The following is a 23909-nucleotide window of genomic DNA, read 5'->3' on the forward strand; positions in this document are numbered from 1 at the left end:
GTATATTTGGTTAAGTTCTTCATCTATAAAGGGTGAAATGTCCAACAAATTCCCTGTCATCTTCCTCTCCTTTAAGTTTTATGACGTACCAATAATCCCCGGTCGGAAGCTCTGTACTGTGGTAAAGTCCGTCCCATCCTTGGTCATTCATACCCATTCTGTAAACCTCCCTACCATAACGGTCAAATACTATAGTTAGTATTTTTGGGAACCCTTCTTGGTTTGCAGGTCTCCAGAAATCATTTTTACCATCACCGTCCGGAGTAAAGAAATTGGGAATTTCTATGTCAATGAACTCCATGAATATTTCTGCCGTGGCCTCACATCCATTCTCATCTACAACCCTTACCGTATGGGTTTTTGTTTCTTTAATGTAATGGGTATTGTCAGATCCGTTGTCCTTATCATTAAAATAGAAAGTGTACTCTTTTTGACCTCCAGTGGCTACAGCCGCTATTTCGTTGATGTTATTTTGTTCCAAGGTAAGAACCAGGGGTTCAAAGTTATCTATTTCAAAATCTATGGTCAATACACAACCATTGGCATGGGCTATGGCAATGTAGTGGTTCCCAGGAGCGATATTGGTAAAGTTGGGATTCAAAACCATGTCTGCTGGATCTGTTGAATCCAAAGCGTACAACACATCTTCTGAAACTGAAGCATCATGTAAAGTAAGGATAATTGAGGCCTCGGGGGTAGCTCCTGTACATTCATATACAGGCTCTATTTCCGCGTTTAGATTAACACCCTCCTCTATCTCAACAATGATGTTGGTCTCACACCCTTGACTGTCTTTTACAAATATTACGTAGGTCCCTGCTGCCAAATTGCTGAACGATGTTTGGCCAGGCACAAAATCGGATGGACCATTAGAGTTGAAAGCAGCGCTGTATGGTGCTGTTCCCCCTGTTATATCTATTACTATAGAACCATCCTGGCTACCAGTACATATTTCAGATTGTACCATGGTAGTGGTAACTTCCAATGGAAGAGGCGCTACAATCTCCAAGTCGAATATGAATGGCTCACAACCATTGGAATCCTGTGCAATAATAGTATAGGTTCCAGGTAACAATTCCGTAAATATATTTTTGGAGCTGAACTGGTTCAGGTTGGGAGAAATGGCATACTGATATGTACCAGTACCGCCTACCAAACCAACTTCTATACTACCAAAATCATCGGAACAAAGTGGATTGTTGACGATGGGCGTATTAGCCGTCAATATATTTCCTTCTGTAATGACCACTTGTTCCCTATCCATACAATCTTGACTGTTAACTTGGATATAATAGGTTCCTGCCACTAAGTTATTGAAGGTGGTTGATTTCTGTGGTCCTCTCACTATTGTTGTTTGATCTTGTGCCAATAAGGTATAGGAATAACCTCCAAGTCCGCCTACAGCCTTAACTTTGATGAGACCTGTAGACTCGCCATAGCAGCCAACATTTACAGTGGCATCTGCAGTTATTTTTAATTCAGGAATAGCATCAACGGTTACAGTGTTGGATACTGCTGAAATACATCCATTGGCGTCTTTGATAAAGTATTGGTAAGTACCGACGGCTATATTGGTCAATGTTGCTGTATTCCCAACCATAGAAGTAAACACTCCTGAAGAAGTGGTGCTATAACTGTATGGAGAGGTGCCTCCGTTGCCCGTTAATCTAAGATCGGCACCTACGGTACATGTATTTAATTTAGTAATGGCTAAGGAAGCAAGCACTTTTGAAGGTTCGTTGATAACTACAGTTGCCGTAATAAAATCACAGTTCCAGCCATCAGTAACCGTCACCGAATAATTTCCAGCTGCCAAATTAGCAAATATGTTGGACGTTTGTGGTCCTGATGAAATTCCCAGATCTATATGGTTTAGAATATAATTGTACCTAGCTGTTGGGTCAATAGCAGGTCTTCCTCCTCCAGTAACGGTAGTTGTAATGGAACCACCAAAATCCCCTTCACACATAATAGTAGCCGTGGCAGAGGCAGTAGCACTGATCTGTACTGGTTGTACCAATGTTTCTGTTGAGAAAACCTCACATCCATTCAAATCCCTAACATATATCTCATAAGTTCCTGCTGTAAGCCCTCCAAAAACATTATTGGCAGTAAAATCTCCCGCAAGAGGTGGTGTGCCTTGTTTTATGGCATAAGTGTAGGTACCCCATCCACCAAATGCATTGGCAGTAATTTGTCCAGGATCCGAACATGTAATTTCTGTCGAAATATCCGTAACTAAATTAAGTGCGGTATTTGGTGATGCAATTTTTATGGTATTTGTAAGCGCGTCACAGAACGGTGTGCCGGTAGCGATTACGTTTACATAATAGTTGCCTGCAGGTAACCCAGTAATATTTATTGGGTTCGTTGAGGTGTTTGAAGCAACCACACCGGTGACTGCCGTACCATTGGACCTAAATACTTGATATGTATATGATCCTCCATAATTATTTATCTGTAAGGACAAGGCTCCATCAGTGTCTCCAAAACAGGTAACCGGTTTTGTAGGTGTTGCTACAGCTTCGATAATATCAAAAGGCGCAATGGTATAAGGTGTGGTTGTAAAATAACAACCAGTCGCGTTATCTGTCACCCTGAACACATAGTCCCCAACAGCTGTAAGATTGAAGTCCGCGGTTTGCACTCCAGCTCCTGGTGAAACCATAGCGGTTCCCATGGGCAAGAGATCAAATGTGAAATCTCCAGATCCTCCGTTAACTGTTAAGCGAACTGTTTCATCATTGATACAGGTAATGGCTGTTTGTTGTGTAAAATTAACAGTCGAAATTTTTGGTAGTGGATTAATTGTAACAACTGTATCATTGGTACATCCATTATCATCCTTAACGGTTACTGTGATATTTTGTACAGCTCCAGTGTCCGTTATGGCAAAGGTATTGGAGTTTACAAAATTTACCCCATTGATACTGTACGTATACGGAGCTGTACCATTGGCTCCCGTTGCCGTAATGATAGCCTGTGCGACTGTATTATTTGGGTTACAGGCGAACTCGGTATTTGTTGTTGTTACGGTAACAATTGCTGGTTCCGTTATGGTTACGGTTTGGGTATCCAAACAGTTCCTATCTGAAGTAACTGTAATATCATATGATCCAGCGTCCAACCCTGTAAATAAATTACTGTTTTGGGTGGTCGTGGTAGTACCATCAAAAATGGTATAGGTGTAAGGAGGATTATTATTGGAAGTATCAAGGATAACCTCAAAGGATCCGTCTGCTCCTCCATTACAAGACACATTTTCCTGAGTATATGTAAATACTACTGGCGTTGGTATTTCCAAAGAAACCGGTGCTTGGGTATTACATCCAGAACCTCCATTATCATGAAGTACGGTAATATAATTACCAGGTGCCAAACCAGCAAAAAGATTAGAGGCTTGTGGTGCAACCATTTGGGCTCCGAATTCATCTTGTAGTTCATAAAGATAATTTCCTGAACCTCCTGCTGCTATAACAGTAACTTCTCCATCACTGGCTCCACAAGAAGGTTGTGAAGTAGCCATAGGCGTTGCTCCCAAAGGTGGTAATATTACCATTGGTGTTGTTGCAATACAGCCATTGGCGTCCCTTACGGATACGGTATATGTACCTGGGGCAGAAACGGTAAGGATTGCACTGGATTGGAATCCGTTACCTACACTGTATTGCAATGGTGCTATTCCAGTACCGGTTGCTGTAAAGATATATGATGTTCCATTGGAAGTACACTGATCGTCAGCGTAGGCTGGTACAGAGACCGTTGGCAATGGATCTTCATTGACCGTTACGGTAATGAAGGTGAAACATCCCTTGGAATCCTGTACGTAAACATCGTAGTTTGTAGGGTAAGCCGCTGGGTTTAAGGTTGCGCTTGCACTAGCCGTGTAATTGCCTGGTGCAGGGACATTTCCTGATGTCATAAATGCATAAGTATACTCTGGAGTTCCACCGGCGGCTTTTACGCTCACCTGTGCCCCAATGTTACAATTGGCGTTAACATTGTTGGTTTCTATAATGCTTATAGCGGCATTTGGAGATCCAATGGTTACAGCATTTGATTGTTCATCGCAAAATGGTGTGCCCAAGGCCTCAACCACTATATAGAAGTTTCCTGCAGATAATCCAGTAATGGTAAGGGTAGTAGAAACAGATGTGTCACCCGACCCTATAATTCCAGTAGTCGTTCCTGCAGTGTCAAAGACTTCATAATTGAAAGTCCCTAGGTATCCTGTGATTTCGATACCCATTTCCCCATCACTGTCCCCAAAACAAGTTACGGACTTCAATGCTGTAGCAACTACATCTATTGTGTCATAAGGGGCCACTGTATACTCAATGGTTTTAAAACAAGCTGTACCATTATCGGTCACCTTAATAGTGTACGTTCCTGGATTGGGAAGGCTTATATCCGCTACATTATTTTGAATAATTCCATAGCCCAATATCTCAAAGGTAAGGTTAGACGGAGTGGATTCACCACTAACATTTACCCTAATAATTTCTCCCGTATTATCGCACGTAATTGCCGTTAACAGGGTGGTACTCAATGTTATCACAGGTAAAGGGTCTATAGTTTGTGACAAAGGTGTTATAATGGAACAACCATTATTGTCCTTTACATTTACCGTAAAATTGCCTGCGGTATTGGTCACATAGGTATATACATTTTTAGAGACTCCGGTTCCTTCAAAATAGGCACCTCCGTCTATACTGAAAAAGTATGGTCCAGTACCTGTTGTTGCATCGGCCGTAATATCAAAAGAAGCTGTTTGTGCAGTATTGTTTGCATCACAAGCAAAATCTACCACATTGTTAATGGAGGCAACAAGTTGTGCTGGTTCAACAATTGATATGTTGTCCGTAGCCACGCAGTTTCTGTTGGAAGTTACGGTAATTACATAATTCCCTGGGTTCAAGCCTGAGAAGAACCCATTACTTTGGGTAATTGCAGGATCCACGCCATTGTCTATAGTAAAGGTATATGGTGGATTATCATTGACTCCAGCACTTGGAGTAACCAAGCTAACCTTTATGGTACCATCGGCTGCACCAAAACAACTAATATCGGATTTTTGGGTCACCTGTAAGGTTACTGGTGATGGTTCTTCTAAAGTAAGCTGTATTTCTTTGGTACAATTGGTAGGATTTCCTAAGGAATTGTCTGTAACACGAACCACATAGGTTCCAAATGCCACTCCTGTAAATTGGTTTCCAGCAGGAGCAATCCCTGTTGTAGTAATTCCATCCGCTTCGAACAATTCTACCGTATTAACTCCAGATCCTCCTGTTACGGCAAAGTCGATAACCCCGTCGTTGGCAGTACAAGTAGGTTGGGAATTTACCGTAGCACTAAATTCCAATTCAGGGTTAATGGTAATCGATTCAGTTTCACCACAACCATTGGCATCCAGCACTTCTATATTGTATGATCCAGAAGAAAGATTGCTGAATATATATGGGAATGATGCTATATTTTGGAAAGCATTACCAACAATTCTAATTCTATATGGAGCTACGCCAGTATTGACAGCATCCAAACTCACTTCTACCGAGAAACTACCCTCATCCTCACATTCATCAACAATCGCCAAGGAAATATCTGGTCTTGTATCTTCGGTGATGGTAATATCCAAGACTTGGGAAATACATCCATTGGAATCCTGGGCATATACATCCCAATTTGCACCTAGACTAAAGTCCAAGTTTAGCGTTTCATCCTCTGGAAAAGCTCCTGGGATAGCTGCACCATCCAATACATACGCATAGGTATAAGGTCCGGATCCTCCACTGGCCTGCACCACAACAATAGCATCTTCATTACAGTTGTCAGGGGTATTGCTTACCTCAACCACAACCACTTCTTCCGGAGCATCTATGGTCACCGAATTGGACACATCGTCACAGAAAGGAGTTTGTGTTTCTGTTACCTCAACGGTGTACATACCCGCTGGTAATGTCTGTGGTATTACATAATTAAAAGGATCTGAAATAGCATCTGAACTTCCAAATGCACCAGCCACTGGGTTCCCTAAATTATCCAAGACTCGATAATCAAATGTGCCTATATAGCCGGAAATATTAACTTGCATCTCCCCATCGGAGCTATCGCTACAGGTAGCATCTTTTACCAAAGAAGCTGTTATCGTTATAAGGTCATATGGCGCCACATTGTGTTCTACAATTACGGAACAATTTGTGGTTGTATCCAGTACCTCAAAAACATAATTGCCAGGAGCGGTTAGTATTATATTGGTTGGGTCCGCTACTACATTACCACTTGGCAGTTCAGTATAAGTATAATTCCCAGATCCATCTGCAGGAACAATTTCTATGATTTCCTGACCATTGGTACAATTAATGGCTTGATGTTGTGTAATAGTCGCTGTTACTTTTTGTTTTGCAGGAATGGCTACAGAGGTTGAAACTGTACAGCCATTATCATCCTTAACGATAATATTTACATTTGGAGATCCATAAGCTACCATATAAGTATTATCGGATTGGAACGATCCTCCGTTATAACTATACAAATAAGGAGCAGTTCCAGAAGGGTTACCTGTGCCATCATTTGTAATGCTTACGGTTACTGTACTGGCATTGTCATCACAGGTATAATCAGTGGCAGAGGCCGCGATTGCCAATAGTGATGGCTCATTAATTGTGATGGTCTCGTCATACGTACACCCTTTATCAGAAATAACGGTAACGGTATAGTTTCCTTGGGTCAACCCAGCAAATACGTTGGAGTTTTGGGTAGTGGTACCCCCGTCCAAACTATATATATATGGATTGTCTGTATTTCCTGCATCTAGGGTCACAGTTATGGTTCCATCGTTTCCGCCAAAACAACTTACATCTGTTGCAGATAATGTAAATGTTGGGTTGGTAGGGGCATCAATGGTTATAGAAACACTCTTGCTACAACCAGTTATGTTATCGACGATATCAAAATCATAGGTGCCGCTCGTCAACCCAGTAAATACTGCGTTATTTACTTGTGCAGGTCCTGCTGGACTGGTTTGGGTAAATGTAAAATCATTGGATCCACCATCCGTAAGAATGGTAACCTCAGCACTATTGGCAGGGTCACATTGCTCTTCAGCAGTTATCCTTGCATTTGCGAATAGTGGAGGATGAATGGTAATGGATTCGGCCGCTTCCCCACATCCACTGGAATCCACTACCCTCACGGTATGGGTTCCAGATGAAAGGTTAGGGATTAAAACAGTATCTCCAGAAACGGATAGGTTTACCGGTTCCAAACTTCCGCCATCCACGCTCATGAAATACGGCGCGACCCCATCATTATCCAAGGTTACTATAATTTCGAAAGCTCCTTCATTGGCGCAAGCCGTTGTCAAGGCTATGGAAATAGTAGATTCCGGTTCCAAATTATTGGTTACAGCGGCTGATTGAATACAGTTATTGGCATCCTTTACGTACACAATATAATCACCATATTCTACATTGGCGTAATTCTGTGAAATCCAACCTGGGCTGGTCGCCGTTGGCGGTGCATCCGCAGGGGTTAGGAATTGATATAAATAAGGTGAAGTACCGTATTTCGCTGTTCCAGTTATAATACCTTCATTTGATAAGCAGTTGTCATCTTTTACAGAATTAGCTGTAAGTTCCAATAAAACAGAGGATTCATCAATGGTGAAATTCTCAGTTCCTACTGAACAATCATTATATGCGCCACCTACTTCTTTGAAAAGCACATAGTAAATTCCAGGTGCCAATGGGCCTAAATCGGTAACGCTCACTGGACCTGGATGGGGAAGTGGACCGGAAGCTCCTGTAATGCCTGTGGACGCGTTGGATTGGGAATTGAATATTTCATATGAAACACTTGTAGCACCTCCATCGTAGTTATCGAAGGTAAAAGATATGGCACCATCCGCTGCACCTTTGCAACTAACGTTGGTAGTTGCATCCCAAGTATAGGTTAAACCCGAAGGGGAATCTATAGGGGAAGCTGCGGATTCAAAATAATAACAGTTATTGGTAAGGTCGTGTACAACAAAGGTATAGGTTACCCCTGGTGTTAAACCAGTGAAAGTCGTAGTATCCGGAGTTCCCCCGTCTGCAGGTTGGTAAACACTGGCGTAAGGGGAAGTGTAGGTATCCAATATACCAAACTCATAATTACCGCTGCCTGCTGCAGAAGAAACGGTAACAACCGCGGTTCCACCTACAGAGCAGTCAGCCGTGATAGCAGAAACATCTATATCCAAATCATCCGGTGGGGAGGCAATAATATCTGTTTTACTCAATGAACATCCATTGGCGTCTACTACATCAATTTCGTAAATACCGAATTCCAAAATCGTAAATGTATAGTCTTCTCCGCCAGAAGTTGTTGCATAGGAATCTGAAAATCCATTGTTTCCTGTTAGATAATAAGTGTATTCTGCAGTGCCTCCTGTAAGGTTTTCAACTGTGATGCTCCCTGGAGTAACTCCTCCTACGTCACATCGAATCGGAGTTACCGAATAATCATAGACTATTGGATCTGGTTGTCCTATTGTAATATGAAAGGGGTTTGATTTACACCCTTTACTGTCGGTTATTGTAACTTCATAATCCCCAGCAGGTAAACCAGCTGTTTGATTCCCGTAATTGGTTGGTGTTCCTATTTCAATTACTTCTGTTGTAAACGGTCCAATTCCTTTGGAGGTATCAATAGTAACGTTCAATGTACCTGTGAAGTCCCCATTACATAATGGATCTGTTGCCGTTACAGTCAATTCTGGTTGTTCAGTCGGATTTACTTTTATTGGATTAGAAAGAGCCTCACATCCGGAGTCGTCGTATACTTTAAAAATATAGTCCCCCGCAACATTGGTGTTAAAACTAAAGGTTGCACCTGCTAAAGCAGCTCCAGGGTTAAAGGTGGCACCACCATCGGTACTAACCTCATAACGGTCATATGGTGGATATCCTCCACTAACGGTAACATCTATCACGGCATCGGTAGGTGCAGAACAAGTAAGGTCCTTGGTAACCACGGCGCTGGCAAAAATCAATCTTGCTGGAACCACAACTTGTAATGTAGCTGCTGTACAACTATAGGCATCAGTCGCCTCAAAATCATATGTTCCAGGAATTATCCCGGAAAAGGTATTACTAAGTTGATAAGGACCTCCGTTTACTCTATACCTATAAGGAGCTTGTCCTCCTGTTATATCCAAGACAATCTGCGCTCCATTATCATCAAAACATAGATCTGAGCTTGAATCCAAACTTAAACTGGGAATAGATGCAGGAGCAATGGAAATAGGCTTGTTTACAATACAGCCATTGGCGTCCATTACATAAATGGTATAATCGCCGGCCGAAACATTACTGAAAACCCTGTTCCCTTGGTAAGGCACTATGGTAGCCGTACTTGTGGCATCCATTAATTGATATTGATACGAACCCCATCCACCTGTAGCGTTCACCGTAATCGCTGCATTGTTTGTGCAGGTTACATCGGTATTTGTATAGGTGAAATCTAAGGGACTAATTGGTTCGCTTATCAGTGCCGGAGCAGAAGCTGTACAAGTAGTGGTATCATCCGTAACATTTACGCTATAGATGCCCGCTGGGAGATTAGGTACCGAAATAGGTGTAGTCGTAGATATATTATTTTCAAATTGTACCGTAACTCCCGAGCTATTTTTAACGGTATAACTGAAGGTCGATACAAAGTCACTTGTGGTAAAGGCAAACTCTCCATCAGTATCCCCTTTACAGGTCACATTTTTCACCAATTGGTACAATACGCTTACCTTGGGGATAGTATTGATGGTATAGTTTTTTCGAATAGTACATCCCTTGGCATCCGTAACTTCAAAAGTATATGTTCCAGGTGTCAACCCTACGAACGTTGAATTATTGCCATTATTTGTAGCCTTAAGTAAAGGAGCCACAATCTGATAGATAAAAGGTCCATTACCATCAGTTACATTCACGGTAACATTACTAAGAATGGCCGGACAGGTCAATGCCGATGGGGAAAATGAAAGGTCTGAAGGTGCGTTTAATGGAGCAATGGTTTGGGTACTCGTTGCGATACAACCTTTTGCATCCCTTGCCGAAATAGTATAGGTGCCGGCCATTAACCCCGAAAACGTAGTGGAAGCTCCAAAATTTACCCCGTCAATACTGTATTGATAAGGAGCGGTACCTCCATTTGTACTGGTTACTGTAATTGTAGCAGAACCGGTAGTACAGGTATAATCTTGGGAAACGGTTGTTGTAGTTGTCAATACAGGAGGATCTGTAAGGGTCACCGAACCTGTTATTTGACATCCCTTGGCATCTGTAATTGTGTAGTTATAATTACCAGCCGTTAAACCAGAATAGGTAGTTTGTGTGGTTGCAGGACTACCGTTAAATATCACTTGATATGGTGGTGTTCCTCCAGTTACGTTCAAGTTTACTGAACCATCTGCAGATCCTGCACAATTTGGGTCAGTTACTACTGGTGTCGCTGTAGGTGGTGTATTGCTGCTTACAATAATTTGATTGGAAGTTACGGTACAACCCGAACCATCGGTAATCCTAAATTCATAAGACCCGGTAGTTGATGTTGTATAGGTAAACGGTGTTCCTGGAACAGCGGCGCTAGCCTGAAAAATAGCCCCATCCAAAAACACTTCGTAAGAATATGCAGCTGTGCCGTTTGCAATGGAAACACTAATTTGAGCATCTGGAGTTATACTACAATCCATATCCTTTACCAAATTTGCATTAACGGTTAAGGTAGGGTTGACCGTAATAGATTCAGTATCGGTACAGTTCTTATTGTCTATAACGTCTACGGTATAGGTCCCAGGTGCCAATCCGCTAAAAACGTTGTTGGACTGGTAGGCACCACCGTTGATTCTATATTGAAATGGTGCTTGTCCACCTGAGCTTACAGAAGCAGTTATGGTTAAACCAACTGCGGCATCATAACAAAGGTTGTTGGCACTTATGGCCAAGTCAGGCGCTATGGCGGGGTTTAAGGTAAAGGATGTGGAGACGGTACACCCATTCACATCGGTAATATCAACATTGTAAGGAGCAGAAGTGTCCAAAAGCCCACCAAAGACACCCGTAGTATTGGATGTAATTGTCCCGCTTGGGTCGGTAATTTGGTAAGTATAACCGCCCCATCCTCCGGAAACACTAATGTTCACTGATCCTGGAACGGCTCCACTTGGGGAACAACTTGGATCTGTTACTGCCACTGCATCAATTACCAAAGGTGCTGCAGGTTCATTTACGGTTATGGTGGTGGTATCAGTACAGCCAGTGGTCTCATCCGTTACTACAATAGTGTAATTTCCCGCAATTAATCCATTAATGGAGGTAGTTCCAGCTGATTGATTAGTTATAGGAGCGGCCCCGTTTACCGTATACTGATAGGTTGTGGAAAAGCCAGAAGTGTCAAAAGATATCACGCCGTCAGCAGCTCCCTTGCAGGTAACATTGCTTACCAAAGCCCCTACAACGGTTATTGGATTAACGGGTGCAATGGTGAATGTTTCAGAATATGAACAACCATTGGAATCGGTGACTAAAAAGGTATAGGTATCCGGTGCAAGTCCCAAAAAGACATTGTTATTACCATTATTTAGTACGGCTGGTGCCGTCATTTCGTATGTAATTGCTCCTGTTCCGCCAGTAACCGCGAGGGTTACATCGGACGTCTGAGTGGGACAATTTGGAGGGGTTGCGCTAAAGGTAATGTCCGTAAGTGGATCCAATGCAGGTATAGCTACCGAATTGGTTACAAAAGTACATCCACTGGCATCTTTTACGGTAATGGTATAAGTACCATCCGTTAAGTTGGCAAAAGTATCCGATAATCCAAAAGTAACGCCATCAATACTAAAGGTGTAAGGGGCCGTTCCTCCAGTTACATTATGAGCTTGTATGGTACCATTCTGTAAACAGGTATATGACTGTGTTAATACGGCGTCTGCCGCAATAGGGTTAGGGGTGGTTAAGGTAACACTATCGCTATACGTACATCCTTTACTATCCTCAACAATATAAGTATAGGTTCCTGCTCCCAAGCCAGTGTATAAGGTTTGTGAAGAAAGACCCATCCCATTAAAATCTACTTGATATGCCGATGTTCCAAAATTGCCATCTATAACTATTTCAATACTACCATTGGTAGCGCCATCACAGTCTGGATCAATAGCATTGTGAGTAGCCACTGGGTTTGATATTGCATCAATGACCACCGTTGTTTGGGCTGTACAACCTTCGCTATCTGATATTGAAAAGGAAAAAGAACCGTCGGTTGGGGTCGTATATGAAATGGTATTTCCAATGACGGGGTTACTTGTACCACCATTAATTTGGTAGGTATATCCTGGGTAGCCATTATTTATAGTAATATCAATTACTGCATCTGGCGAAATACTACAGTCCAATTCCTTGGTCAAAACCGAGGAGACCGTTAGTTGTGCATTAATTACAACTGTATTGGATGTTGTGGTACAACCATAGGCATCCCGGACTACCACTGAATATGATCCAGGAGTAAGGCTGGTGAAGACGTTTCCGTTTTGAGCTGGGGCACCATTCAGACTATAGGTATAAGGAGCTATCCCCCCAGAAGCATTGGCCGTTAGGCTAACGCCTGTTCCGGGCACATAACAAAGATCTGTAGTCGGATCCAAGGTAACTGTTGGATTAACTGGTGCGCTGATATTGAATGTATTGGTTATGTTACAACCGCCTGCATCGGTAACACTAATTGTGTACGTACCTGTTTGGGTTAGTCCAGAAAACACATTTCCTGGTTTTGGACCAAGCACACTAGCATCTGGTTGTGTGAGCTGGTAAGAATACCCACCCCAACCATTGGAAGCAGTAATGGAAACAGATCCATTGGCCACACAAGTAAGGGGTGTAACATTAAAAGTAAAGCCAAGTGCTGCCGCAGGCTGATTTACGGTTATTGTATTGGTAGCGGTACAAGCCGTAGCCTCATCCGTAACTTGAATGGTATAGTCTCCTGCAGTTAGACCAGTAAGATTAATGGTCGGTGATGACTGGCCAGTAACGGCCGCTCCCCCATTAATGGTGTACTGATAGGAAGTTCCAAATCCGGCAACACTGAAATCTATGGCGCCATCGTTACCACCAAAACAACTTACATTCCTATTTAATGCTCCATTAACGGTTATATAGGTAATATCATTTATGGTATAGTTCTCAGTGTAGATACAATTATTCTCGTCAGTAACTTCAAATGTATAAGTACCAACTGCCAATGCATTGAAAGTTGCCGTTACTCCATTGGTAGTATCCGGATTTTTTACGCTTGGACTTGTCATTCTGTAAGTCAACACCCCTTTACCTCCGGTGGTGCTCAATGAAACATTTGAAGTTGGCACTGCACAAGTTATTTGGGAAGCACTAAAACTTAAATCTGTTGGCGGTGTCAATGGTGCAATGACAATTTGAGGCAATGAAATAATACAGCCAGGGTTGTTGGTATCCCTAATAGCTGGAGAATAAGTGCCATTGGTTAAATTGGAATACGTAGTTGTGGCACCAAAGGTAACCCCGTCCAAACTGTATTGGTAACTACCAGAGCCGCCTGTTGCTCCGGAAAAAGTAATCACCCCATTTTGTAAGCACGTATAAGTCTGTGTTAAGGCAGCCGTTGCTGTAATTTCCGCGGCTGGATTAATAGTGATTGGATAATCATAATCACAACCATTTTTCCCCTTTTTCAGCCTTACATAGAGGGTGTAATCTCCAGGGGCCAAGTTGTAATAATTTTTTTGACTTGTGAAAGTTATACCATCCAAACTGTATTCCACGTTGAAGCCATTGCTATTGATTAGATCAACTCTTATACTTCCATCATTTGCATTAAAACAAGTCTCGTCTGTATTTGTTATATTGTAATCTGCTTCCTCTTCCAAAGTAATGACAGCAGTATTGGAAATGGCAACACAGTTGTTTTCATCCAAGACTACATATTGGTAAGATCCCTGTTCCCCTATCTTAACGTCAAAGATAACACTGGTTTGGTATGCCGAAGCGGGTATATCGTTCACATCGCTATACAAAGGACCTCCCACACCGCTTTCATCAATATAACTCCAAACAGCATAGTAGTATTTACCAGAACCGCCAGATCCCTTTACCTGAATGTTTCCTTCCTTACAACTTACATTTTGTGACACCACCGCAGTAGCCGAAAGTTTGGAGGAGGAAATAATCGATACATTTTGGGTATAGGAACATCCATCATCCGTTGTGGCTGTTACCATATAGTCACCAACGTTTACAGAGGTAAATGTATAGTTGTTATCATCGGAAGGACCAAAGGAATCGACCAGTGATCCACCTTGTCTTAGTTCGTAATAATACTGGGGATCCACATCATTGACAGACATACTGATGGTACCTTTTCCATTGGCACAGAAAGGATCTGTCTTGGTAACATTAACAGAAAAGTTGCGTTGAAAAACATCAATACTCTGAACCTCGAAAATACATGGGTTTGTAAGAACATTTTGTTGTCTGATGTACACGCTATAAGACCCCGGGGTAGCTATATCAAAAACACCCGTAGTATTGGAAGCGCTCCAATCATTTTGATCTAGACTATACTCATAACTTCCGGGAACATTAGTAATGGTAATATTTCCTGGTTGACTACACATAATGTCTTTTTTAATGACATTTGGTGTTAATATGTTTTCATATACCTTAAAATTGAACCTGTTGGAACATCCGTTTTCATAACTTACTACAAAACGAAATGTTCCCGCTTCAGTAGCTGTGTAGTCCTCTGTAGTAGCTACGGTATTCCAAACACAAGAAGCGTTCGTAGTAACACAATTATCAGAGGCAGGTGCTGAACAACTACCCTCATCCAATTTTTGCCAGGCATAAGAAATGGCATCGGTGAAGGTAGTTTCTATTAAACGCTCATCATTTGCACCACAAAGAAATATTTTAGGTAAAGCAGAGCCATCATTGGAACAGGTGGCCACTTCATCCGCATAAGGGATAACCGGATTAGGTACGCTGTTGGTAAAAGGTACTACCTCAATAACCTCATCAAAGCTCAAACAAGGTGCAGGAGCTGTTTTAGTTACCGTGTATGTGCCTAAATTGGTTACCACTATACTTTGTGTGTTACCAACTATGGCACCATTTTGATCCTTCCATTCATAGGTGTCAAACCCAGTACCTGCCGTCAATGTAGCTGTACTACCACATAAATATTGCTCTCTAGTGAAATCACAGTCTTCCAGGTTCACCAGGAAGTTGGTTGCACCTGGTACTGCATACCCACAATTGTCAAATTTGGATACACTTGGATCGTCTGTGATTACATTATTGTTGAATTCACCGCTATACGTGGCGTATGCAGTGTTTTGAATTATATTGGAACAGGCATCCCTTAAGCGGTAGCAATCAGGAACTACTCGAACTTTTAATTTGATGGTATATCGTGGGTCCCCCTTTTCCACGAATTCCTTGGGAATGGTAAATACCACTTCGTGGTCACTTGAATTGTAATTGTAGGTAATGGATTTTCCATTTATAGGGGCTGGTAGCACCAAACCAGCTGGTAGAAAATCAACATTAGTAGGCAATGCATCTTTTAGGGTAAAGTTTAATGCATTATCATTACCAATGTTTTGGAACTTTAAAATATAGTACATTTCCTGACCCAAGGTCACATCGGCATTGGAAATATCGTTACCGGCAACATCCTCGACATTTTTGGTTATCTCTATTTCTGGCTCAATGATCTCTACATTGAAAGAATTGAAAAAAGGATAGTATTGGTCCCCTGTTGAGGTAAAACGAAACGTTGCCGAAGTTTCTGAGTTGGGCAAAGTAGCATTTGCAGGGTTGTCTAAAAAGAATAAATCTGTGTCGTATCCTAATGTATTTGTGCTATTTGGGTTTCTAGTGGTAACTACAGCGCCGTTTTTGGTTATATTGCTATTAAAGAAATTGTCCACAGGATTGGTGGCATTGCTCAACTGTGTAAAAGTCGCCTTGCTTGCAGCTTTAATGCTCAATTGATCTCCACTGATCCTAAAATCCCCTTCAAGGGCTGCTACACCTATGTTCGCCTTAACAGGACCAGAAGGTATAGTCTTAAAACCAGCATAGTTTATATCCACTTGTGGATCTGCTCCTCTTACCCTTGCAAAACCGTCAAAGGTTGTAATCAACTTTCCGGATATCGTTGGGTTTTCATAAACAATTACTAAGGTCCAGCCAGCTGATGCACCGCCGGAAGTACCGGTCCCTGTGACAGATCTAACATTGGCAATAGTATATAAACCTTGTGGGTTGGCTAATCCGGATAATAAAGTGGTTACATCGGCGTAACAAGCATAGGGACTATTGGCCCTCATGGAGGCATCTGTGCTGGTAAAACCATCATAAAGAATTTCATTGGCCGTAATATCAACATAGGTACCCCCCGGCACTTTTAGTTTAACTTTGTTAAAATCATTTTGGCGTCCTGTACCAAGACTTTGTCCACCTTGGGCACTTGGGTAAGTTGCGGACCAGTAGAGTCCCGCATACCGAATCTGATTACAGTCCGGAGAAGGATAGCTTAGAGTTGCACTACTGGAACTAAATGTTGATGCGTCACTGTCCACATCAATATATTGCATGTTCTTGTAGTCGTTATAATTATTGGCGCCACCGGTCTCATTATTGCTACTCCCATTTGTACTAAGGTTATTGTAGGCATCCACTGGTCTTGTTGTACCAGTTCCGCCATCCCTGTTAACGATATTATTGGCGATAAAGGTTAAATCTCCTTTAATATTGTTCTGGTACCGCACCTCAAAATTGTTGAATTCCTGAGAAATACCGGCATACCCCATTAGGACTACTAGGGTCAGTATAATTTTTGAGTAGAATGTTAATTTCATTCGGCTAATTCGTTTAGTAAAACCCGCACATTCCATCTCTTGATGGAAAGCGCTTTTGTTATTTTTAAATAGCAGGATGTTGGATGTGGTTTTGATTTCCATGTAGAAAAATCATGGGGAACTTCCAAAAGCCTGGTATTCAATAACAAATATTCACTTTATAAATGAGGCTAGGAAGTTATTGTTGTAGGGGCTTATATTTATGTTGTGAAACGCATTTTACGTATGGTGTGATCACTTTTTCAGATAATCTGGCTAAAAATGAGATTTCGATAGAATACGGGATTTATCGGTAAAGGTGTATACATCAAGGTGTACGATATTAAACGGCAATTCTGCCTGGATAAGGCATACCTTTTATTCCCCAAAAGATAAATAGTTGGGATAATAATAAAATTATAACAACTGAATTTGGAGGGTTCTAAAATTTGATTGTAAATAGAAATATGTTATTGAGGATTTATTGCTATCGGTTTTACTGCTTTTTTACTGCTTTCTTATTATCTAAGACGTATTTTAAATTGAGAATTATATTCTTTTTTTACCTTATTCTATATTACACTTCCTAGGTAATATTATTTGGGTTAACTCGCATAATCCACATTTTTTCATTGTAAGTGTCATTTATTTTTGAGTAATAGGAAACAAGTGCATTATTCCAGGATTCGTGCCTTTTTAAATAAACATACCGATAATTATTTTCTGGGTTTATAAAGTAACTGGCACTAAGTCCTTGGGCATTTAACATTTTTACAAATCGATTGGCGTTGTTGGCATTGGCAAATACATTGGCAATAATATAGTATCCAGTTCCCAAACCATTTATCTTATATACCTTGGCTGTTGGGTCGTTGGAAGTAACATTATCTTTGACAACTACATTCTTCTGTAGTTTGTCCACCGCATATTTAGATGATTTTTCCTTGATTTTGTTTACGTTATCCACATAGGCCTTACCTGCATCCGTATAATTGGTGTTGTCAACATTCATGATCCACATGTCCTTGTTATAGGAACCGTTTAAGTTGGATTTATGAGCAGCCAAGGCTTCTTGCCATGTGTCATACCTTTCCAGATATACATATTTAAGGCCATTGTTTGAATTTTCGAAATGGTCTGCTCGTACTCCGGAATTGGCAAGTTCTTCTACGAACTTGTTAAGATACTTCTCGCCTTTATATACATTGGCTACAATATAGTATCCGTCTGCTACGCCATCCAAGTTCCTGAATTTTCTGCTCTTAATATTGTTTTGTTGTGCAACCTTTGTAAACTCATCCTCTTGGGTGTCCTCCGTCTTGGTCCTTGGAGTTATTTTGGTTTTCACTTCCCTAGTGACTATGGCATCCTTGGATTTGGTAACCGAGTTTATAGCGTTCGGTTTATTTTCCTTGTTAGTTGGTTTTGAATTGGCAACCAAGCCTCCGTTTTCATTATTTACCAAGTACATCTTCTTGGCTTTTTCCTCTATGTCTGGACGCTTGCCCTGGGTTTCTGCCCTAACCATTCTCATTACCATTTCGAACCTGCGTTCCAAATCCTTTTGACGGTTGACTTCCGATGAATCCTGACGGAACATTAGCTCGGCCAAAATTTCATCATTTTCTGCCAAAGCCTTTTTCAGTTTTTCTATTTCCAGCTGTTGCGCTGTTAATTTCTCTTCTGGTTCTTCTGCGTTCTGCGCCAGTTCCTCATAACCTTCCTCCAACATTACCCTATCTTCTGTTAGGGTTGGTGTTATGGAACAGGCAAAGGATATTTCATGGGTAAGCCCGAAATTGTCAAAATTGTTGGACAATCCCTTTTCCATAGTATATCCTAAAGAAAGCCTTCGATTTATGTTAAAACCTATACCTGCGGAAGCACCATAAAAACTATCGTATCCGCCTTGTAACCAACCTAATTTTGGCAGGTCAAGGATTAAACTTCCGCCCAGAACTACTTCTTCTGTTCCAATTTTACGTACTCGAGCCAAAGGCATTAGTCGCCCTTTTTCAAAGATACCGTCACCGTTTTCAAACTGATGGGTATATTGTAAATGACCGGAGAATGTTTTATCCCCGAATTGGGTTATTGTTTCACTAGACTTTAGGTTATAATCAAATAGGTTTTCAGCGAATACACCAAAATCAAATTTTCCATAAGAAAGATTAAATCCTGGTTGAAAAGATAATAGATTGGAATCCTGTAGGCCATTTAGCGCCGGATCGTTGGGATCTAACGCGTTTGCCCTGTTCCTGTCAAAACCACTGTTGTAATAGGCAAGGTTTGCTCCAAATGTAAAATTACTTTTATCACTAAGTTTTATACCATAGGCATAGTTGGCCATAACCCCGTAGTTGGAAATTAAACCTTCTCTCTGAGTATATAGGCTTAGACCCAGACCACTACGGTCATTAACCCTACCACTGTAACTTAGGAAATAGTCTTGGTTATTATCATTAAAAGATACCGATTGGTTTCGGTGTAGTAGGTTTATATAGGATTTGTCTTCCCGTACTGTGGAAAACGTAGGGTTTATTAGGAATCTATTAAATTTTAGGAGGTTCTGTGATGGAACATCGTAAGACACAAACGGACTTTCTTCCTGCCCTGTAACCTTGGTAAGGCAGAGTAGAAGGAAAAGAATATATAAGTAGTTTTTATTAAACATGGTATATTATCGTATTACTGTAATAGTTCCTTTTTTCAAGGTTTCTTTGGCATTTTTTATGGTATAATAAAAGACCATATTTTGCTTTGGGAATTTCATGGTAGCCTCTGGCCAGTTATTCTGATATTGTTTCTGACTTATCACTTCCTCTCCCTTATCGTTATAAATAATAACTGAAATATTGGGGTCTTTAGTATATGTATTGGGAATTACCCATTGATCGTTGAAGCCATCACCATTGGCAGTGATTACATTTGGTATTCCGAATGTATCCTGAAAAGAGGCGGTGAACGATTTTGAAACCTCACAGTTGTTAATGGTCGCCGTAACCAAATAACTTCCTTCCTGGGTGATGGAAACCGTATCAGTATCACTAATTAGAACATTATTTTGGTCGTACCACTTATAGCTTATAGCACCACTGGCTGAAATTATTTTGCTGCCACCTTCTGGAAATACTACTTCATTGTTGGTTGTGCTTAGGGCAATCAATGAAGCGTCCAAGGGTGAAATAATTATTTCATTTGATTTAAGGTCGCATCCGTTTTTCTGAATTATCAATTGATAGGTACCTGGGGTCGTAGCTGATAAGGATTCGCTGGCCGTATTTAAATTTACACCATCTCTAAACCAATCATAGCTTTCACCAGTCAACACGGTTGTGGTAAAAATATCGATACTTTCGTTGGAATTACAGATAACACTACCGCTGGCTGAAACAGTTAAGGTTTCGTTTGTCAACAAGCGCACTGTTAGGGCATTGGAGCTTGAATTGAAACTGTCCAAAGTTGCCAGAACTTTATATTCGCCATTTTCATTGGTATTCGTTAAACTTATACTACTACCATTGGCACTTGGTACGTTGGCGCCATCTTTGGTCCACTGATAGGAAAAATTGCTTTTTAAGTCTGCTGTTACATCTGTTTTGGAACCATCTGATAGTACTGCATTAATCTTACTTACCTCTAAAGCTACACTAGTATTAACACAATCCGTATATTCTGTAGTGTAGTCTGTAATTATCTCAAAGGAATCTGGGTTTACTAGGGTAGTTGTTTCTGTATTCTTGGTAGCTGAGGTACAGGCGCCTCCGCTTAATGTAACTTCTGCGTAGTAGACACCTATTGTATTGGCCGTTAAAGTACTGTTTGTTTCACCTACAATGGCAGTGTTATCCTTATACCATTGGTAAGCTGGTGAAGGGGCAGAGGTACTTACGGTAAGAGTTTTTGTTTGGTTGGGTAAAATAACAATGTTAGGTTCATTGTCCCTAGTCACTGTAAAATCCCCGGCATTGGTCATAGTAATGGAAGCCGAACGCTCCAAGCAAGTGCCGTCCCCATCTATTTCAACGGCATAATCACCTTCAAAACCTACAATAGCGGCATCCACGGTATATGTATATGCATCTACAATAGGGGCAGTAATTGCTGTTCCATTTTTGAACCAAGTATAGCTTAGACCCTGACCCATTATATTTGCCTCCAATACTTCGGTTTCTCCACTGCAAAGAGCGGTTTTGGAAGGCGCGTTTAATGCGATTCCCAGACTGGCACCTGTAGTTATTTCTATATAATTGGATAATGTATTTGCGGAACCTGAACATACGGTCCCATAATCTACTTCTACCATATAGATACCGGCTTGAGAAATAGTAATGGAATGACTTTTCTCTGCTAGTGGTGACCCACTTCTATACCAATTATACTGATAGGTTTCTGGATTCGGTACATTGTGAACTGCCAGGGTTGCGCTATTACCATCACAGAGTTCAATGGTTCCTCCTGGAGGAATATTGCCATTACCGTTTGGGCTGATTAATAGGGAAGACTTAAAATCAATATAATACATTTCAAAAGCGTCTGAAACAGGACTTGTTTTAGCGGGACTGGTACTCCTAACTCGCATTTTATAACCGTCGCCCCGTGCAATTGTTGGCAATTCAAATTTAAAATCGAAATTAAATGTGGTATTCTTGGTATTATCAGATACTAGTTGGGTAGGAGATGCAAAACTTCCATTAGCGTCTGATAATTCCAATATAAAGGTATTGTCGCTATTGACTAATGGTGGGCTCCAAGAAAACTTTACATAGTACTCATTAAAATCGGCCGAGGCACACACGGCTGTCCATGGACTATTGCCCGCAATATTTGGGTTGTCGGCCGGAGTAGGTTTGTTCAATGTCTGGGCGGAAATAAAGTTTATACCCAACATCATAAATGTTAGAACGAAAATCAGTAGGTTATTTTTCTTGTTCGGGTTCATAAGATGTTGTAGTTAGGGGTTACTACCAGCATTTATTGTTGATAATTATCAGATAACTTTTTTTAAAATTTGGCAATACCTTGAGTTACAAAGTATCCAACCACAAATATGTCATATAATTATAATACTGGAAATTTAAAGTTGTAAGGACATTTAAATCTGTTGTGAAACCCACTTTATTGTATGGTATGCGTAAATTATAGTCTGCTTTCCCTGCATTTTCCGTACATTTGCGCATCAAAAAAGAGAATATGAGTGAAGCATCAAAATCGCTAAATTTTATAGAGCATATTGTGGAGGAAGATTTAGGTAAGGGTTTTCCTAAGGATAAGCTTCGATTTAGATTTCCACCTGAGCCAAATGGTTATCTTCATATAGGACATGCGAGTTCTATATGTCTTAATTTCGGTTTGGGATTAACATATCAGGCACCTGTTAATTTGCGTTTTGATGACACCAATCCAGCCAAGGAGGAACAGGAATATGTAGATGCCATTAAAGAGGACGTTAAATGGCTTGGTTACGAATGGGATACAGAATGTTTTGCTTCCGATTATTTTCAACAGTTATACGATTGGGCCGTAGTGCTGATAAAACAGGGAAAGGCCTATGTAGATAGTCAGTCCTCTGAGGAAATTGCGGCCCAAAAAGGGACACCTACTGAGGCAGGTACTCCTAGCCCTTACAGAGAGCGCACTGTGGAAGAGAATTTGGAGTTATTTGAGGGAATGCGGAATGGAAAGTTTAAAGAAGGAGAACATGTTTTAAGGGCTAAAGTGGATATGTCCTCTTCCAATATGTTGATGCGCGATCCAATTATGTACAGGATTTTATACCGAGCTCATCACAGAACAAATACCGATTGGTGTATTTATCCGATGTACGATTGGACCCATGGGGAGAGCGACTATATAGAACAGGTTTCGCATTCGTTGTGTACGTTGGAATTTGCTATGCATAGGGAGCTTTATGATTGGTTTTTAGATCAAGTAGTGGACCAGGAATTAGTGCGACCCAAGCAAAGGGAGTTTGCAAGGAGAAACTTTAGTCACACCGTTGTTAGTAAACGAAAGTTACTTCAATTGGTGGAACAAGGCTTTGTAAGTGGTTGGGATGACCCTAGAATGCCTACCATCTCTGGATTGAGAAGAAGAGGGTATACACCAGAGTCCATTAGAAATTTTGCGGATACAATTGGAATTGCAAAAAGAGATAATGTGGTAGACGTTTCCTTGTTGGAATTTCATGTACGGGAACATTTAAATAAAATTGCGCCACGGGTAATGGGCGTTTTAAATCCGTTAAAGGTAGTTTTGACCAATTATCCCGAAGGGAAAGAAGAATGGTTAGAGGCGGAAAACAACCAGGAAGACGAGGGAGCTGGGTATAGAAAATTACCATTTTCAAGGGAATTGTATATTGAACAGGAAGATTTTTTGGAGGAGGCCAATAGAAAATTCTTCAGATTAAAACTTGGAGGCGAGGTTCGCCTTAAGAATGGATATATTATAATGGCGGAATCCTGCACAAAAGATACCGATGGGAATATTATTGAAGTTCAATGTACCTACGATCCAAAAAGTAGGAGTGGAAGTGGAACGGAAGAAAGTTTAAGAAAAGTAAAGGGTACCTTGCATTGGGTTTCCGTAAAGCACGCTTTGAAAGCAGAGGTTAGGTTGTACGATCGTCTTTTTACCGATGAGACACCGGATTCACATAAGGATAAAAATTTCTTGGACTTCATTAATCCTGATTCTCTAAAAATTATCTCGGCTTTTGTGGAGCCAAGTTTGGCCGAAGGAAATATTGGTGATATATTTCAATTTCAACGTATGGGATATTTCAATATCGATAAGGACAGCAAACCCAATAATTTGGTTTTCAATAGAACGGTCGGATTAAGGGATACCTGGGCGAAAATTCAGGAAAAAAAATAGCATAAATTTAGTTGATACCTTTTGATATAACAATTGGTATTTTCTATAAAAAACGGAAGCCATAGCTCTTATTTGCTGTGGTTTTTTTTTGAGCCAAGGTAAATCCATCTCGTAGATTTTTATGTTC

4 protein-coding genes are annotated in these 23909 nt (G+C 40.9%); 1 reads left to right on the plus strand and 3 read right to left on the minus strand.

Annotated features, from left to right (window positions below):
• Positions 1-19: 19 nt before the first annotated feature.
• The 3 genes from H4O18_RS02635 to H4O18_RS02645 form a co-directional block, all read right to left on the minus strand.
• Positions 20-16924 carry a T9SS type B sorting domain-containing protein gene (locus H4O18_RS02635; RefSeq protein WP_187581537.1) on the minus strand — a complete coding sequence of 5635 codons (16905 nt, stop codon included), beginning with the start codon at positions 16922-16924 and terminating at the stop codon, positions 20-22.
• A gap of 565 nt (positions 16925-17489) precedes the next feature.
• A complete protein-coding gene (locus H4O18_RS02640) occupies positions 17490-19577 on the minus strand; it encodes a PorP/SprF family type IX secretion system membrane protein (protein ID WP_187581538.1) in 2088 nt (695 codons plus the stop codon).
• A gap of 6 nt (positions 19578-19583) precedes the next feature.
• Positions 19584-21845, minus strand: a complete 2262-nt coding sequence (locus tag H4O18_RS02645; protein WP_187581539.1) for a T9SS type B sorting domain-containing protein — start codon at positions 21843-21845, stop codon at positions 19584-19586.
• A gap of 251 nt (positions 21846-22096) precedes the next feature.
• Between H4O18_RS02645 and H4O18_RS02650 the strand changes: the two genes are divergently transcribed.
• Positions 22097-23782 carry a glutamine--tRNA ligase/YqeY domain fusion protein gene (locus H4O18_RS02650; RefSeq protein WP_187581540.1) on the plus strand — a complete coding sequence of 562 codons (1686 nt, stop codon included), beginning with the start codon at positions 22097-22099 and terminating at the stop codon, positions 23780-23782.
• Positions 23783-23909: the final 127 nt, after the last annotated feature.

The sequence above is a fragment of the Arenibacter arenosicollis genome, from assembly GCF_014397245.1.
GTDB lineage: Bacteria > Bacteroidota > Bacteroidia > Flavobacteriales > Flavobacteriaceae > Arenibacter > Arenibacter arenosicollis.